16 protein-coding genes are annotated in these 17254 nt (G+C 37.1%); 10 read left to right on the plus strand and 6 right to left on the minus strand.

From position 1 onward, the window contains the following. The 4 genes from ACFQ39_RS10875 to serC form a co-directional block, all read right to left on the minus strand. Positions 1 to 681, minus strand: a complete 681-nt coding sequence (locus ACFQ39_RS10875) for a YggS family pyridoxal phosphate-dependent enzyme (RefSeq protein WP_377178937.1) — start codon at positions 679 to 681, stop codon at positions 1 to 3. 2 nt (positions 682 to 683) lie between these two features. Further along, a complete protein-coding gene (locus ACFQ39_RS10880; RefSeq protein WP_377178938.1) occupies positions 684 to 1922 on the minus strand; it encodes a DUF1015 domain-containing protein in 1239 nt (412 codons plus the stop codon). A gap of 80 nt (positions 1923 to 2002) precedes the next feature. Beyond that, the gene (locus ACFQ39_RS10885; RefSeq protein WP_377178939.1) at positions 2003 to 2953 is read right to left on the minus strand and encodes a D-2-hydroxyacid dehydrogenase; all 951 of its coding nucleotides are present in this window, start codon (positions 2951 to 2953) and stop codon (positions 2003 to 2005) included. Positions 2954 to 2976: 23 nt separating this feature from the next. Further along, entirely contained in the window at positions 2977 to 4035 is a 1059-nt protein-coding gene (serC, locus tag ACFQ39_RS10890; RefSeq protein WP_377178940.1) for a 3-phosphoserine/phosphohydroxythreonine transaminase, read from the minus strand. 275 nt (positions 4036 to 4310) lie between these two features. Here serC and ACFQ39_RS10895 point away from each other — a divergent pair, with 275 nt between their 5' ends. Genes ACFQ39_RS10895 through ACFQ39_RS10905 form a run of 3 tightly spaced genes read left to right on the plus strand, consistent with a single transcriptional unit; the run spans position 4311 to position 7938 of the window. After that, entirely contained in the window at positions 4311 to 5558 is a 1248-nt protein-coding gene (locus tag ACFQ39_RS10895; protein WP_377178941.1) for an ABC transporter permease, read from the plus strand. Next, positions 5558 to 6817, plus strand: coding sequence for an ABC transporter permease (locus tag ACFQ39_RS10900; RefSeq protein WP_377178942.1), 1260 nt, complete (start codon positions 5558 to 5560; stop codon positions 6815 to 6817). The genes ACFQ39_RS10895 and ACFQ39_RS10900 overlap by 1 nt, the downstream gene beginning before the upstream one ends. Positions 6818 to 6828: 11 nt before the next feature. After that, positions 6829 to 7938 (plus strand): efflux RND transporter periplasmic adaptor subunit, encoded by a 1110-nt coding sequence (locus tag ACFQ39_RS10905; RefSeq protein WP_377178943.1) that lies wholly within the window; start codon positions 6829 to 6831, stop codon positions 7936 to 7938. A gap of 16 nt (positions 7939 to 7954) precedes the next feature. Here the strand turns inward: ACFQ39_RS10905 and ACFQ39_RS10910 are convergent, their stop codons facing one another. Together ACFQ39_RS10910 and porX are read right to left on the minus strand one after the other, a co-directional pair. Further along, entirely contained in the window at positions 7955 to 8557 is a 603-nt protein-coding gene (locus tag ACFQ39_RS10910; RefSeq protein ID WP_377178944.1) for an alpha-ketoglutarate-dependent dioxygenase AlkB family protein, read from the minus strand. A 12-nt stretch (positions 8558 to 8569) separates the two neighbouring features. Further along, a complete protein-coding gene (gene porX, locus ACFQ39_RS10915) occupies positions 8570 to 10117 on the minus strand; it encodes a T9SS response regulator signal transducer PorX (protein ID WP_377178945.1) in 1548 nt (515 codons plus the stop codon). Between the two features lie 73 nt (positions 10118 to 10190). Between porX and ACFQ39_RS10920 the strand changes: the two genes are divergently transcribed. Genes ACFQ39_RS10920 through sucD form a run of 7 tightly spaced genes read left to right on the plus strand, consistent with a single transcriptional unit; the run spans position 10191 to position 17179 of the window. Further along, positions 10191 to 11432: an HD domain-containing protein gene (locus ACFQ39_RS10920; RefSeq protein WP_377178946.1), complete on the plus strand. Its 1242-nt coding sequence runs from the start codon at positions 10191 to 10193 to the stop codon at positions 11430 to 11432. Between the two features lie 41 nt (positions 11433 to 11473). Then, positions 11474 to 12502, plus strand: coding sequence for a UDP-3-O-(3-hydroxymyristoyl)glucosamine N-acyltransferase (gene lpxD / locus ACFQ39_RS10925; protein ID WP_377180000.1), 1029 nt, complete (start codon positions 11474 to 11476; stop codon positions 12500 to 12502). Between the two features lie 8 nt (positions 12503 to 12510). Further along, a complete protein-coding gene (locus ACFQ39_RS10930) occupies positions 12511 to 13908 on the plus strand; it encodes a bifunctional UDP-3-O-[3-hydroxymyristoyl] N-acetylglucosamine deacetylase/3-hydroxyacyl-ACP dehydratase (protein WP_377178947.1) in 1398 nt (465 codons plus the stop codon). Positions 13909 to 13925: 17 nt separating this feature from the next. Then, a complete protein-coding gene (gene lpxA, locus ACFQ39_RS10935; protein ID WP_377178948.1) occupies positions 13926 to 14711 on the plus strand; it encodes an acyl-ACP--UDP-N-acetylglucosamine O-acyltransferase in 786 nt (261 codons plus the stop codon). 13 nt (positions 14712 to 14724) lie between these two features. Beyond that, entirely contained in the window at positions 14725 to 15291 is a 567-nt protein-coding gene (gene efp / locus ACFQ39_RS10940) for an elongation factor P (protein WP_377178949.1), read from the plus strand. A gap of 17 nt (positions 15292 to 15308) precedes the next feature. Beyond that, complete coding sequence (locus ACFQ39_RS10945) at positions 15309 to 16247, plus strand: UDP-3-O-(3-hydroxymyristoyl)glucosamine N-acyltransferase (RefSeq protein ID WP_377178950.1); 939 nt, start codon at positions 15309 to 15311, stop codon at positions 16245 to 16247. Positions 16248 to 16306: 59 nt separating this feature from the next. Next, positions 16307 to 17179, plus strand: a complete 873-nt coding sequence (gene sucD / locus ACFQ39_RS10950) for a succinate--CoA ligase subunit alpha (protein WP_377178951.1) — start codon at positions 16307 to 16309, stop codon at positions 17177 to 17179. The last annotated feature ends 75 nt before the right edge of the window (positions 17180 to 17254 follow it).

Below are 17254 nucleotides of genomic sequence, written 5' to 3' on the forward strand. Positions count from 1 at the left end.
TCAATTGGCTATATAGTTTCTTTCACCAAAAATAGCTGAACCTACACGAATCATGTTGCTTCCTTCCTCAATAGCTATAGGGTAATCTCCACTCATTCCCATAGAAAGGAATTTCATATCGATATTTCCAGCAAAAGTTTTATCAGACTTTAATTTGTCAAACAAGTTTTTTAATCTTTTGAATTCTTCCCTGATTGTATTTTCATCCTCTACGAAACTAGCCATACCCATCAAGCCGCAAATTTTTACATGGTGCAAATTTGGCAATTCTTCAGAATGAAGTAATGCTTCGATATCTTTAAATGACATTCCGAATTTGGTTTCTTCTTTGGCAATTTTGGCTTGAAGCAGACAATTGATCACCCGGTTATGCTTTTTTGCCTGTTTATCTATCTCCAAAAGAGTACTCCAATGATCGACGCCATGAATTAATGCAACGAAAGAGGCCATGTATTTGATCTTATTCTTTTGCACGTGCCCAATCATATGCCATTGAATATCTTTAGGGAGCTCTTCGAATTTCTGTACCATTTCTTGTACTTTATTTTCTCCAAAGACCTTTTGCCCGGCATCAAAAGCTTCTTGAATATCTGCAATGGGTTTTGTTTTACTCACTGCTACCAAAGTAACACCGGCAGGGATATTTGTTTTTAAAAGTTTAATTTTTTCTTTGATAAACATACTTATTCTGTTAATTCATAAATAGTTAAACCACTTCTTAATTTGGGTTGGATGTAGGTGCTTTTTGGAGGCATGGTCAATTTCGCATCTGCAACTGCCTTTAATTGCTCTGTGGTCACAGGAAAGAGTCCGAAACCAACTGCATATTTTTTTTCATCTACGATTGTCTTCAGTTGATTCAGGTTTTCTTTTTCAGGGATATAGACTATATTTTTGTCGGCACTTAGATCATCTATTTTTAAAATTGGTTTTAGAATGGTTTTATACAGTACTTGTGCATCCAATTCGTCTAAGGCATTTTCTATGTTGTACTTTTCACTTCTCAAATACAATTTAAAATAATCTCCATCCAGGTACATACTAAAATGATGTTTTTTTGAAGGTCTGTAAAGCTCATTTCCCAAATTTTCAATTCTAAAATAAGCATCGAGTTGCACTAAAAAATCCTCCTTGGACATGTTTAATTTTTTAATGAAACGATCAAATGAGGTAATCTGTAAATTCGATTCAGGTATCAGGTAGGTCATAAAGTAATTATAGAATTCATTTCCGGTATGCCCTTTGTTTTTGCTTTTCAACAGATTTTTGAGATAATGCGAGGAAGCGCTTCTATGGTGACCATCAGCAATGTATAATTGTGGAATGGAATCAAAAGTTTTTTCAATTAAAGCAATATCAGCCGGATTATCAATGATCCATAATTGGTGTTTTCTTTTTTTATTGGTCGTAAATTCATATTCGGCCCTTTCCAATTTATACCTGTTGTATAAATGGTCAATTTCTATTTGGTTCGGATAGGTGATTAACACAGGTTCGGCATTAAATCCGGCTACCTCCAAATAATGCCCAAACAACTTTTCTCTTTCTGCCAGGGTATTTTCATGTTTCTTTATGACGGCGTTTTCATAATCTTCTACAGAGCAAACGGCAATGATCCCCCAATATACATGTTCTCCAAAGGATTTTTCATGCAAATAATAAACAGGCTTTTCTTCTTTTTGAAAAATCTGATTCTCTTTAAATTCTAGAAATCGATTATTGACCAATCTAAAGCGCTCCAACCCTTTCACCACTTTATTAAACTTAAAACCCGGTTCAAGGATATGTAAAAAAGAAAAGGGGTTGTATTTGAGGATACTACGTCGTTCTTTCATGTCATAAAGCTCATAGGAACGCGTAGTCACCAGTGCAACTTTGTCTCTGGTAGGTCGTACAGCCCGAAAGGGTTTTACTTTGGCCATGTTTCAATTCATTATCAAACAAAAATAGAGATTATAAACCAGACGGGATATAATCTCTATTTTAAAATAAAAGGATAAAATTAACCTAAAATCTCAATGATTTGAGTCGCTAATTCTTCCCCGATTCTATCTTGTGCCTCCAAGGTAGCCGCACCGATATGAGGGGTTAATGAAATATTTTTGTTCATTAAAAGTTGAATCTCCGGCGTTGGTTCGTTTTCAAACACATCTAAGGCCGCATTAGAAATTTTACCTTCCTCAATCGCTTTAACCAAGGCAACTTCATCAATCACGCCACCTCTTGCCGCGTTGACAATACCTGCTCCTTTTTTCATCAGGTCAAATTCCTTTTTAGAGATCACATATTCTTTTTGGGCAGGAACATGTAGTGTAATAAAATCAGCCTGTTTTAAAACTTCTTCTTTCGAAATGGTGTCAATGGTAAAGCTAACACTTTGTCCGTCGAAAAAATCCAAAGTCAGATGTGCGCTATCAATAAAAGGGTCAAAGGCCACTACTTTCATCCCAACACCTAAACCTACTTTGGCTGTTGCCTGTCCGATCCTACCAAAACCTAAGACACCTAAGGTTTTACCCTTTAGTTCAACACCTTTGGCATAGGCTTTTTTGAGTTCTTTAAACTTTGTATCACCTTCTAAAGGCATATTTTGATTTGAATCGTGTAAAAATCTAACCATACCGAACAAATGTGCGAATACCAATTCTGCTACAGAGTGAGAAGAAGCTGCAGGTGTATTGATCACTTTTATTCCTTTACTTTTTGCGTAATCGACATCAATATTGTCCATTCCTACGCCTCCACGACCAATGATTTTTAAACCTTTACAGGCATCTATCAAATCTTTTCGCACTGTTGTGGCAGACCTCACCAATAATACATCTACCTTATTTTCATTGATAAAGTTAGCGAGTTGCTCTTGGGCAACGGTTTTTAAAATCACTTCTGCTCCTGCTTTTTCGAGTGCTGAAACACCAGAATTGGCTAAACCATCATTTGCTAAAACTTTCATTTATGTCTATTTTGAATTTAAACTTATATTTTTTTCATGATATCGACGAGTGCTTGAACACTTTCTAGGGGCATGGCATTGTAAATACTTGCCCGGTAACCGCCAACAGATCTATGTCCTTTGATACCCGATATACCTGCTTCCTTACAAAGTTTGTCGAATGACGCTGCTTTTTCTGTGTCTTCGATCAGGAAAGTAACGTTCATATGAGATCGATCTTCTATGGCTGCTGTACCTTTAAAATTCGGATTGGTATCAATTTCGTCATAAAGCAACTTTGCCTTCGCATTGTTCATTTTTTCAATGGCCGCCAAACCACCCAAATCTTTCAACCATTGCAAGGTTAACATAGACACATAAACTGCAAACACAGAAGGCGTGTTATACATACTTTCACTATTGATATGTACCTGATAGTCCAGCATACTTGGTATCGTTCTTCCGGTTTTTCCTAAAATTTCATCTTTGACAACCACTAAAGTTGTTCCTGCAGGACCCATGTTTTTCTGTGCACCCGCGTAAATCAAATCAAACTGAGAAAAATCCAGTACACGAGAAAAAATATCTGAACTCATATCACATACCAATGGCATATCTGTTTTTGGGAAAGTCTTGATTTGTGTTCCGAAAATTGTATTATTACTTGTACAGTGTACATATTCTGCATCTTGTGGGATAGAAAAGTTCTTAGGAATGTAACTGTAATTCTTGTCTTTAGAAGAAGCTACAGTTTCTACATTACCCAATAGTTTCGCTTCTTTTATGGCTTTTGAACTCCAAACTCCTGTATCTATATACGCAGCTTTCCCATTTTCTTTCATCAAATTATAAGGGACCATTAAAAATTCTAAACTAGCTCCTCCTTGCAAAAAAAGTACGGAATAGCCTTTGTTTTCTAACCCTAATAAGTTTAAAGTGAGTTGTTGGGCTTTTTCCATGACCGCAACAAAATCAGCACTTCTATGGGATATTTCTATCAATGACAGATCGAGGTTGTTAAAATTTAAAATCGCTTTTGAGGCCTGTTCCAATACCACCCGGGGAAGAATACTTGGACCTGCGCTGAAATTATGTTTTTTCATCTTGTTGGTTTTTGAAGCTGTAAAATTGTGCATTTTATTTTATTTAGTCAGCATGAAATCTTTAATTTTTTTAGAATAATTATGCACAATGTCTCAACATATGCAGCACAGGTTTTATTGTTACTCCGTGTTTAAAATGAATAGAATAATATTGAAAAACACTCATAAAAGGAATTTTTGTTGAAGTAAAGCATAAAATACTTTGGTAGAGACTGTAACAAATATCACATTTTACAGTCTAAACAGATAAGATCACAACTAATTAACAGACCCCCATGTTTAACCTTGACAATTGGCGAGAAATTTTTGAAACCCTGCACAAGAATAAACTGCGCACTTTTTTGACCAGTTTATCAGTAGCTTCGGGTATTTTTATATTGGTCATACTCCTGGGGTTTAGTCAAGGGATGCAAAATGGGATACGGAAGGAATTTGAAGCGGATGCAACCAATGTTGTATGGGTATGGAGTGAGGTAACTACAAAAGAGTATAAAGGTTTAAATCCGGGCAGAAGAATTGAACTCAGAAATCAAAATTTCGATTATGCTTCCAAGGTATTCAGGGAAGATATTGAATACAAATCAGCGAATATGTGGCGTGGCGGACTATCTGCCAATTACAAGCAAGAAGCTGGTAGTTATGGTGTCGTAGGTGTACATCCCAATATGCAACAAGTAGAAAACGCTCAAATGTTGAGCGGAAGATTTATCAATGAAGATGATATTGACAAAAAGCTCAAGGTAATCGTCATCAGTGAGAAAATTTGGAATGAGTTGATGAAAAGAACTGAAAATCCTGTGAATGAGTATATTCAGATCGGTGGCATTAACTTTCAAGTTATAGGTGTCTATTCTGATTTTGGTGGAGAAAGGGAGGAGAACAGAATTTTTGTCCCCATCAGTACCCTTCAAACTACTTTTAATGGTGGGGATAAAATTGGTTCCATGTCTTTTACCATAGCTCCAAGAGGTAGTTATGACGAGACTGTGGAAGCATCAAACCAATTTGTTTCCGATTTAAAGACCTATTTAAAGGAAGCGCATACGATCGCCCCGGATGACGACAGGGCTATTGGGGTTAATAATGCTCTGGATGAAGCAAAAAGATTTTATACACTCACCGATAATATGGCCTTATTCTTTTGGTTTGTTGGCATTTGCACCATCATTGCAGGTGTGGCGGGGGTCAGCAATATCATGCTGATCGTGGTCAAAGAACGTACTCGAGAAATTGGTATCCGGAAGGCGATTGGGGCGAAACCCTGGTCGATCATTAATATGATCCTGCACGAATCTATTTTTGTCACTGCTCTGGCCGGATTTGCCGGTTTAATTTTAGGAATGGCACTGTTAGAAATTGTAGGACCCAATATTGAAGTGGATTATGTGAGTAACCCGAGTGTAGATTTTTCTATGGCCCTCACCATGGTATTCGTCTTAATTATAGCCGGAACTTTAGCCGGTTTTATACCAGCCTATAAGGCAGCCCATATTAAACCGATTGAAGCTTTAAAACATGAATGATGTTTAACAGAGATCGTTGGAACGAAATATTAGAGACGCTAACCTCAAATTGGTTTAGAACGCTACTCACCGCTTTTGGGGTATTTTGGGGTATATTTATTTTGATATTACTCTTATCGGCCGGTAAAGGTTTAGAAAATGGAATCAAATCTGATTTTGGTGATATCGCTACAAATACGATGTTTATTTGGACGAGAACCGCAACGAGACCTTACCTTGGTATGCCTAAAGGAAGAAGATTTAATTATAATTTACGCGATGTAGAGGATCTCAGAGAAAATTTTAAAGATTTACGCTTTATTTCACCCAGAAATCAACTCAACGGTTTCAATGGTACCAATAATGTCATCAGAGGTTTAAAGACAGGGGCATACAATGTATATGGTGATTATCCTGAAATTATCGAACAAGAACCCATGGATATTATTGCGGGTAGATTTATCAGTTACAGTGATATTAACGAAAAAAGAAAAGTAGCTGTGATTGGCGAAAGTGTCAAAACAGGTTTATATGATCGAGGCGAAGACCCTTTGGGTACCTACGTAAAAATCAATGGGGTCAATTTTATGGTGGTTGGGGTTTATAAAAAGAAATCTTCAGGAGGAGATGCGGAAGAAGCGCAAAAGCAAATTTTTGTGCCTTTTACTTCATTTTCCCAAGCCTTTAATCAAGGAGATAACGTAGGTTGGATGGCCATTACTGCCAATGACAATACACCGATAACCGGGATCAAAGAACAGATCGTCTCTTTACTCAGAAAAAACCATAAAATACATCCCGAAGACGCAAGAGCGATAGGCTATTTTGATCTTTTTGAACAATATCAAAGGGTAGAAAGCCTCTTTACGGCGTTAAAAGTCATTGCTTATTTTGTAGGTATATTGGTTTTACTATCCGGTGTCATCGGTATAAGTAATATCATGTTAATTGTAGTGAAGGAAAGAACAAAGGAAATCGGCATTCGAAGAGCGATTGGCGCATCTCCATGGAATATCAAGGGTCAGATCTTAACGGAATCTATTGTACTCACCTTGGTTTCCGGAATGGCAGGGATCGCCTTTGGCGCTTTAGTCATTTACCTCGTCAATTTCGCTCTTGAAAAATTAGGTCCTGTGGATATGTTTTTGAATCCAAGTGTAAGTTTAGGCGTCATTTTTACAGCCTTGAGTATTTTAATATTTTCCGGACTTTTGGCCGGGTTTGTACCTGCCAGAAGCGCCATCAAAATTAAACCAGTAGAAGCATTAAGAACTGAATAACTATTTAACCCATGAAAAAAACAACGACCATTATTATTTTAATCGTTATTTTGCTCTCTTTTAGCGGAGCTCTATATTATCTCTATTCTAAAAATGCAGAGGATCCTGTTGTTTATGAAACCGAAAAACCGAGCAAACAAAATATTGTACGCAAAACGGTAGCTACCGGAAGTATTTTACCTTTAGAAGAAGTACAGATCAAACCAAATATTTCGGGGGTAATAGAAGAAGTATATGTAGAGGGTGGTGATGTGTTAAAAGCGAATGACCTCATCGCTAAAATCAGAATTATTCCCAATCTATCGGCTTTAAACAATGCCAAGAATAATATCAATACGGCAAAAATCGCTTTGGATGATGAAGAACGAAATTACAACCGTCAAAAGAAATTATTTGAATCAGGCGTCATCTCAAAACAAGAACTGGAAAGAGCAGAAGTTACCTACAAACAAGCAACGCAAGGTTATAAAGCGGCAAATGAAAATTACGATATCGTAAAAACAGGATCGACCAAGGGATTGGGGAATAGTGCCAATACATTGATCAAGTCGACCGTTAGTGGAATGGTATTGGACGTACCCGTTGAAGTAGGGAATCAGGTCATAGAAAGTAATAATTTTAACGAAGGAACCACAATTGCTTCTTTGGCTGATGTGAACAAAATGATCTTTGAAGGTAAGGTTGATGAATCAGAAGTTGGAAAAATCAAAGAAGGATTGCCCTTAGAAATTACGGTTGGAGCCATTGATAATGCCGTTTTCGATGCAGTATTAGATTACATCGCTCCTAAAGGAGTTCTTGAGAATGGGGCTGTGCAATTTGAAATTAAGGGAACACTGACTAAAAGTTCGGATACTTTTATCAGAGCGGGTTTGAGTGCCAATGCTTCTATTATATTGGCCAAAGTAGACAGTGTTTTAGCGATCAAAGAGGCCTTGGTACAATATGATGTCGAAACCAAAAAACCCTATGTAGAACTCAAAACAGGTGAAAATACTTTTGAAAGAAAAGATATCGAATTGGGTGTAAGTGATGGAATATTTGTAGAAGTTAAAGAAGGTGTAAAGCCTGAGGATGAAATAAAAGTATGGAACATTCTGAAAAAAGAAGGCCAAAATTAATTTGAGATTAAACGTTTCAGGTACCATAAATTTGCCTGAAGGTCAGATTTATTCTAGGATCTTTAATCTTAGCAGATTTATGCAGCATATGCGACCAATATTTTTGGGTTTCACCTTGCATCATCAGAAGTTGTCCATCGCTTAACTCTAAAGATACTTTTTCTTTGGTACCTTTATGTCGGAAGCTAAATTTTCTCGATGAACCAAAACTCAATGAGGCGATGGCAGGATAATCTCCTAATTCCTTTTCATCATCGCTATGCCAAGCCATGGCTTCCTGACCATTATGGTACAAATTTAGTAGGCAGGCATTGAATTTAGCAGAAGTAATTAATTCAATTTTATTTTTTATTTCCAGCAATGAGTTTGTCCATGGAGTCGGAATTTTTGTTTGTTGGGCATAGGTATATTTTAGGCCTTTATTTCCAATCCAAGCTGTTTTTCTTTTGGTGATGATCCTTTTTCCAAACATGATTAATTCATCAGATTCCCATGGCAAAGTGTCCAATAGTTCTGTAAAATAATGTTGACTTACTTCTTTCGGAAATATGATGCCATGATCAAATACCTCGCCCTCATAGGGCAGCAGATTTTTTAGCAGATCATTATTTATGCACACAATAAAAAATTCCTATTTCGGTTCCAAGATGAGGCAAGGGATAATCATTTCTTCGAGAGAAATACCGCCGTGTTGATAGGTATTTTTGTAATACTTTACAAAGTGGTTATAGTTGTTGGGGTAAGCAAAGAAATAATCTTCTTTGGCAAAGATAAATGAGCTACTCATATAGATCGAAGGCAAAAATATCTCTTTCGGATTCTTTACTTCGTATACTTCTTTATCATTAAAGCTCAAACTTTTGCCTGTTTTATAGCGAAGGTTTGCGCTAATGTTTTTATCCCCGATCACTTTAGAAGGTCTCTTGGTATTGATCGTTCCGTGGTCTGTTGTGATAATTAATTTTAAACCAGCCTGCTTTGCTTTTTGAATAATCTCTAACAAAGGAGAGTTCTTAAACCAACTTAAGGTTAGGGATCTGTAGGCTCTGTCGTCGCTGGCCAATTCTTTGATCATTTCCATTTCTGTTCTAGAATGGGAAAGCATATCCACAAAGTTATACACCAAAACCGTCAAATCATTTTCTTTAATTTTAGAAAAATTATTGACCAAGTCTTTTCCATCATTCAAACTGATGATCTTGTAAAATTCGTGTTTGATCTTTAAATTCAGTCTTTTTATTTGTTCGGATAAAAATTCACTTTCATACAGGTTTTTACCCCCATCATCGGTATCATTTTTCCAATAGTTTGGATATTTCCTCTCCATATCCAAAGGCGTTAAACCAGAGAAAATTGCATTTCTTGCATATTGGGTTGCTGTGGGTAAAATGCTGTAAAAAGGAATTTCTTCCACCGTTTTGTAATACTCATAAATAATCGGTTCGAGCACCCTTAATTGGTCATATCTCAAATTGTCTATCACGATCATCAAAGTGTTTTGTTCAGCACTTAAATGAGGTACAACAACTTCTTTAAATAAAGTATGGGATAAGATGGGTTTATCATTCCCGGCGAACCAATCAGCGTAATTTTTTTTGATGAATTTAAAAAATTGAGAATTAGCTTCCGTTTTTTGACTTTCTAAAATTTCTGCCATTCCAGGATCTGCGATAGATTCTAGTTGAATTTCCCAATGAACCAATTTTCTATACAATTCTATCCAATCTTCATAGGTATTCACCATGGCTAAATCCATGGCAATCTTTCTAAATTCTTGTTGGTAATTAGAAGTTGTTTTTTGGGAAACCAATCTGGAGGTATCTAAATTCTTTTTTAAACTCAATAAGATCTGATTTGGATTTACAGGTTTAATCAAATAATCTGCAATCTTAGAGCCGATGGCTTCTTCCATAATATATTCCTCCTCACTTTTGGTAATCATGATGATGGGAAGGTTAGGTAGTTTGGCTTTGATCTCTGATAGTGTTTCTAAGCCGGATAGGCCCGGCATATTCTCATCTAAAAAAACGATGTCAAAACTTTCTGACTGTACATATTGGATGGCATCGGCACCATTTGTACAGGGTTTTACGTTATAATCTTTTTTTTCCAAGAACAAAATATGAGGTTTTAAATTCTGAATTTCATCATCTACCCATAATATTTTAGCTAAACTCATTGCTTGTCTTAAAGAAATTAAATTAATCGTTTATTTTTGTGGCTACTATCATTTAAAGAACTGCCAAGAACCAATGGGCAAAGTACAAAAAAACAAGTTAAACAGTGTGAAAAAAATTAAAATATTTAACGATCCAATCTATGGTTTTGTGCATGTTCACAACAAGCTTGTTTATAAAATTATTCAGCATCCTTACTTTCAGCGTTTAAGGAGGATTTCACAAATGGGATTGTCTTATTTGGTTTATCCAGGAGCGCATCATACCAGGTTTCACCACGCTCTGGGTTGTGTGTTTCTCATGCAAAAAGGAATAGATACTTTGCGTTTAAAAGGAGTAAAAATTTCTAATCAAGAAGAGGAGGGTTTGTTGATCAGTATTTTATTGCATGATATCGGACATGGTCCGTTTTCTCATGCCCTGGAAAATTCTATCGTAAGCACAGATCACGAAGAAATTTCTTTGCAATTCATGCGAAGTTTGAATAAAGAGTTTGACGGAAAATTAGATTTAGCGATTGACATTTTCACCAATCGTTATCCCAGAAAGTTTATGCACCAATTGGTTTCAGGGCAATTAGATATGGATCGTTTAGATTATTTAAAACGAGATAGTTTTTACACCGGTGTTGCGGAAGGAAATATCAATTCTGACCGATTGATAAGTATGATGACCGTTTTTGAAGACCAATTGGTTTTGGAGGAAAAGGGTATCTATTCTGCAGAGAAATTCATTTTGGCGAGAAGAATGATGTATTGGATGGCCTATCTTCACAAAACCGGTGTAGCCGCTGAGCATGTCTTGGTGAATGTTTTAAAAAGAGCCAAAGAGCTCATTGGTCAAGGAATTGAAGTTCAATGTACAGAAGCTTTATCTTATTTTTTAAAAGCTCAGAAAGCTGAAGTGAAAATGGAAGCGCTTTCTATCCATATGTTTGCCCTTCTGGATGATAACGATGTTTTGTCTGCACTTAAGTTATGGTCAGGTCACGCTGATTTGGTTTTGGCAGAATTGTGCAGGTCATTGCTCAACAGAAAACTGCCAAAAATTGAAATGTTTTCAGAACCCATTCCTCAAGGTTATGTGAACAAAAAGGAATTGAAGTATTTGACAAAAAATCAAATAGACAGAAAAGATATCGGTTACTTTGTTTTTACAGGAGAGATCAAATTAAAGGTTTATGATTCGCAATTCAAAAATATTCAATTACTGAATAAGCAAGGCGATTTATTGGATTTAGCTGAGTCCTCGGATCTGTTTCGTGCCAGCTCTTTTTCAGAATCAATTAGCAAATACTATATTTGTTATCCGAAATAAATGAAACAACACTCAACATTATTTTTCTTACTTTTGCAGCAATGAAATTTACGGCAGCACAAATCTCTGAACTACTCGATGGAGTTGTGGTTGGAAATCCGGAGGAAGAAGTCTTTGAACTCGCTAAAATTGAAGGCGGAGGAAAGGGGTCTTTAACCTTTTTGTCCAATCCAAAATATGAACCTTACATCTATACTACCCAGGCTTCGGTTGCCATAGTCAACAAGAGTTTTGAGCCTGAAAAGGAACTCAGTGTCACGCTTATTAAAGTTGAAGATTCTTATAAAGCATTTTCCAAATTGTTAGAGTATTACAATCAGGTTAAATTAAACAAAAGTGGTTACGAGGAGCCACATTATATACATTCGTCTGCTAAGATGGGCCATCAACTTTATGTCGGCGCCTTCGCTTATATTGGAGAAAATACAGTTATTGGCAACAACGTAAAGATATATCCAAACGTTTTTATTGGCAGTAATGTTAAAATTGGTGATGACACGATTATTTTTGCAGGTGCCAAAATCTATTCTGAATCACAGATAGGGAAACATTGTGTGATTCATAGTGGTGTGATCATTGGATGTGATGGTTTTGGTTTTACACCGGATGAATCTGGTGCTTACCAAAAAATCCCTCAAATCGGAAATGTCATTATTGAAGATTTTGTCGATATCGGCTCAGGAACTACCATTGATAGGGCTACACTAGGTTCAACGATCATTAAAAAAGGTGTAAAGCTCGATAATCAGATTCAAATCGCACATAATGTAGAAGTAGGAGAACATACTGTTATTGCTGCGCAGAGTGGTATTGCAGGTTCAACTAAAATTGGTAAACATTGCCAGATAGGAGGACAAGTAGGTATTGTAGGACATATTGTCATTGGTGATCGAGTAAAAATTCAAGCACAAAGCGGAATCGGTAGAAATTTAGCCGATGATGTGATGGTTCAGGGTAGTCCTGCGTTACCTTATGGAGAATACAACAAATCCTACGTCCATTTTAAAAATTTACCCAAAATTGTTCAACGGTTAAATGATCTAGAGAAACATAGTATTTCTGAAAAATAAATGATACAATGAGTAATTTACAACGTACCATAAAAAATGAGGTTGTTTTATCAGGTGTGGGTTTGCATACTGGTAAAGAAGTAAAATTAACCTTCAAACCAGCCCCTGAAAACACAGGGATCAATTTTGTTAGAACCGACCTTGAGGGACATCCCACCATTGAAGCGTTGGCTTGCTATGTCACAGATACCCAAAGAGGAACAAATCTAGAAAAGAATGGTGTTGTCATCAATACCTCAGAGCACGTCTTAGCCGCGATTATTGGAGAAGAAATCGACAATATCATCATAGAATTAAGCGCCCCAGAACCACCCATTATGGACGGTTCTTCCAAGTTTTTTGTAGAAGCTTTAGAAAAGGCAGGTACTGTAGAGCAAAGTGCTGAAAGGGAAGTTTTTGAAGTGAAGGAGATTATTTCTTTTAAAGATGAAGAAACAGGCAGTGAGATCATGATCATGCCTTCTGATAAATATGAGATTACTACCATGGTAGATTTTGGCACTAAAATCTTAGGTACCCAAAATGCGACTTTAAAGAATATCACCGATTTTAAAACGGAAATTGCCAATGCCAGAACTTTTAGTTTCTTACATGAAATTGAAACTTTACTGGACAATAACTTAATCAAAGGTGGTGACTTGAACAATGCAATCGTTTATGTAGACAAGCCACTTTCTGATGAAACCATGAAGAAGTTGAGCAAGGCTTTTAAAAAAGATTCTGTTACCATTAAACCCAATGGAATTCTCGATAATTTGACCTTGCATTGGCCTAATGAGGCGGCTCGACATAAATTATTGGATGTCATTGGAGATCTGGCTCTTGTTGGTATGCGTCTTAAAGGAAAAGTAATCGCTAACAAGCCCGGTCATAAGATCAACACTAATTTTGCTAAAAAATTGAACAAGATCATCAAAATAGAAAAGCGAAATAATGTTCCTCAGTTTGATCTGAATCAGCCACCCTTGATGGACATTCATGCTATCATGAAGATATTACCGCACCGTCCTCCGTTTTTGTTGATTGATCGTATTATTGAGCTATCTGACACACATGTGGTGGGTATGAAAAATGTAACCATGAATGAATCCTTTTTTGTAGGTCATTTTCCAGGTGCACCGGTTATGCCAGGAGTTTTACAGGTGGAGGCAATGGCGCAATGTGGAGGAATCTTGGTGTTGAGTACGGTACCCGATCCGGATAATTATCTCACGTATTTTATGAAAATGAACAATGTGAAGTTTAAGCAAAAGGTGTTGCCGGGTGATACCCTGATCTTTAAGGCAGATCTTATCAGTCCGATCAGAAGGGGCATCTGCCATATGCAAGCCTACGGCTATGGCAACAACAAATTAGTTGTAGAGGCGGAATTGATGGCCCAGATCGTTAAAAAACAAGAGGAATAATCATAAAATAATTTAAAATGAATCAACCATTAGCCTATGTACATCCCGGTGCAAAAATTGCACGCAACGTGGTGATAGAGCCATTTACCACGATACACAACAATGTGATCATAGGTGATGGAACATGGATCGGATCAAATGTGACCATCATGGAGGGTGCGAGAATTGGAAAGAATTGCAAGATCTTCCCCGGAGCCGTTATTTCTGCTATTCCTCAGGACCTTAAATTTGAAAATGAGGATTCTCTGGCTGTGATAGGTGATAATACAACCATTCGAGAATGCGCCACCATCAATAGAGGTACCAAAGCATTTGGCAAAACAGTAATCGGAAACGACTGTCTGGTTATGGCTACAGCTCACGTGGCTCATGATTGCATTATTGGAGACCATGTAATTATTGTCAATGGTGTTACCTTGGCAGGTCATGTAGAAATTGGAGATTATGCCATCATTGGAGGATTGGCAGGTGTTCATCAATTTATCCATATAGGAAAACATGCCATGATCTCAGGTGGTTCTTTGGTGAGAAAAGATGTTCCCCCCTATACAAAAGCGGCCAAAGAGCCATTGTCTTATATCGGTATAAATTCTATAGGTCTGAGAAGAAGGGAATTTTCTACTGAAAAGATCAGAGAGATTCAGAATATTTACCGCATTTTATATCAAAAGAATAATAATACTACACAGGCGCTTCGTATCATAGAAGCAGAAATGGATGCTACACCAGAACGAGATGAGGTGATCACCTTTATACGAAATTCTCAAAGAGGCATCATGAAAGGATATTCAAGCAATTATTAATTAATAAAGAAATATGGCATCGACATCAGATATCAGAAAGGGATTATGCATTGTCTATAATAATGACACTTATAAAATTGTAGAATTTTTACACGTAAAGCCAGGTAAAGGACCAGCTTTTGTTAGGACAAAATTAAAAAGTCTCACAACAGGTAAAGTATTAGATAACACCTTTTCTGCCGGACATAAGATCGAAGAGGTAAGGGTTGAAACAAGAAAATATCAGTTTTTATATCCTGAGGGAGATATTTTTCATTTTATGAATACAGATGATTATCATCAAATCACTTTGAATAAGGAAATTTTGGATACTCCCGATTTGCTTAAAGAAGGAGAAATTGTCTCTATTATTGTGCGCGCAGAAGATGAAGCACCACTTTCAGTGGATATGCCGACGCATGTGGTTTTAGAGATCACACATACAGAGCCCGGACTCAAAGGAAATACTGCTACCAATGCCACAAAACCAGCTACTGTTGAAACGGGTGCAACAATCAACGTACCTCTATTTATCAATGAAGGTGACAAAATTAAAATTGACACGAGTAACAGTTCGTATGTAGAACGTGTAAAGGAGTAATTTTTTATTTTCTCTGCATGAAATTTCCAAGAACATATACTTTAGAAGAGATATCTTTAATTATTGACTGTCAATATATTGGAGATTCAAATTTTTCCGTTTTAGGGATGAATGAGATACATGTCGTCGAACCTGGGGATATAGTATTTGTCGATCATCCCAAGTATTATGACAAAGCTTTACAATCTGCAGCGACGATTGTATTAATCAATAAAGAGGTAGACTGTCCCGAAGGAAAAGCATTGTTGATCTCTGATGATCCTTTCAGGGATTTTAATAAACTGAGTTTATTTTTCAGGCCTTTTCAAAGTTCCCATTCACATATTTCTGAAACGGCCATTATTGGAAAAAATACGGTAATTCAGCCCAATGTATTTGTTGGAAATCATGTTGTCATTGGCGAGAATTGTGTGATACACTCCAATGTAAGTTTGTATGACCATACCATTATCGGAGATCATGTTACCATTCATGCAGGCTCTGTTATCGGAGGCGATGCGTTTTATTACAAAAAAAGGCCAGCGGGTTTTGATCAGCTTTTATCTTGTGGAAGAGTGGTGATCGAGGATCATGTGGATATCGGTGCTTCTTGCACGATAGATCGCGGCGTTACGGGAGATACTACGATTGGAGAAGGCACTAAAATAGACTGTCAGGTTCAGATAGGGCATGATACTGTTTTGGGAAAGAAGTGTTTAGTGGCGGCTCAAGTTGGTATTGCGGGTTGTTGTGTGATTGAAGATGAAGTGACCATTTGGGGTCAGGTGGGAATTACCAGCGGGGTTACTGTGGGTAGCAAAGCGGTTTTACAGGGAAAAACAGGTGTTTCAAAATCACTTGAAGGAGGTAAAGTTTACTATGGTGTTCCTGCAGGTGAGGTAAGAGAGAAATTAAGGGAATTGGCAGTTCTCAAGTACTTACCACAATTGATAGAAAAACTGAAAATAACTTTATAAAATAAGAACATTAGGTTACTTTTGTAATCAGAAAATAATTCAACAGAAATAAATAAAGCATGAGCGTATTAGTCAATAAAGATTCGAAAATTATTGTTCAAGGATTTACCGGAAGTGAAGGAACATTTCACGCTTCACAGATGATAGAGTATGGTACCAATGTGGTGGGTGGAGTTACTCCAGGTAAGGGAGGTCAGTCGCACTTGGATAGACCTGTTTTTAATACTGTTGCTGAGGCGGTAGAAAAAGCCGGAGCGGATACTTCTATTATTTTTGTCCCCCCGGCATTCGCAGGAGATGCGATCATGGAAGCAGCGGAAGCAGGGATAAAAGTTATCATTTGTATTACTGAAGGGATTCCGGTAGGTGATATGGTCAAAGTAAAAGCTTATATCGATCAACGCGATTGCAGACTTATAGGTCCAAACTGTCCAGGAGTAATCACTCCAGGAGAAGCCAAAGTTGGTATTATGCCCGGATTTGTCTTTAAAAAAGGTAAAGTAGGGATCGTCTCAAAATCAGGTACGTTGACCTATGAAGCGGCAGATCAAGTTGTAAAACAAGGATTGGGTATCACAACAGCCATTGGTATTGGTGGAGATCCAATTATAGGCACTACAACCAAAGAAGCTGTTGAATTGTTGATGAATGATGATGAAACTGAGGTGATCGTCATGATCGGTGAAATCGGTGGTCAGCTCGAAGCCGATGCTGCGAAATGGATCAAGGCAGATGGAAACAGAAAGCCGGTAGTTGGTTTTATAGCAGGGCAAACGGCTCCCGCAGGAAGAACTATGGGGCACGCCGGTGCCATTGTAGGCGGAAAAGATGATACGGCCCAAGCTAAAATGGCCATATTGAGAGAAAATGGCGTTCATGTTGTAGAATCGCCGGCCGAGATAGGTAAAAAAGTAGCCGAGTTATTCGGATAGTTAATTTAATGTAAAAAATTTTTATAAGAGTCTGCTTATGTTTACTTTAGGCAGACTTTTTTATTTCAACTAAAT

The organism is Namhaeicola litoreus, from assembly GCF_042679565.1.
GTDB classification, from domain to species: Bacteria; Bacteroidota; Bacteroidia; order Flavobacteriales; family Flavobacteriaceae; genus Namhaeicola; species Namhaeicola litoreus.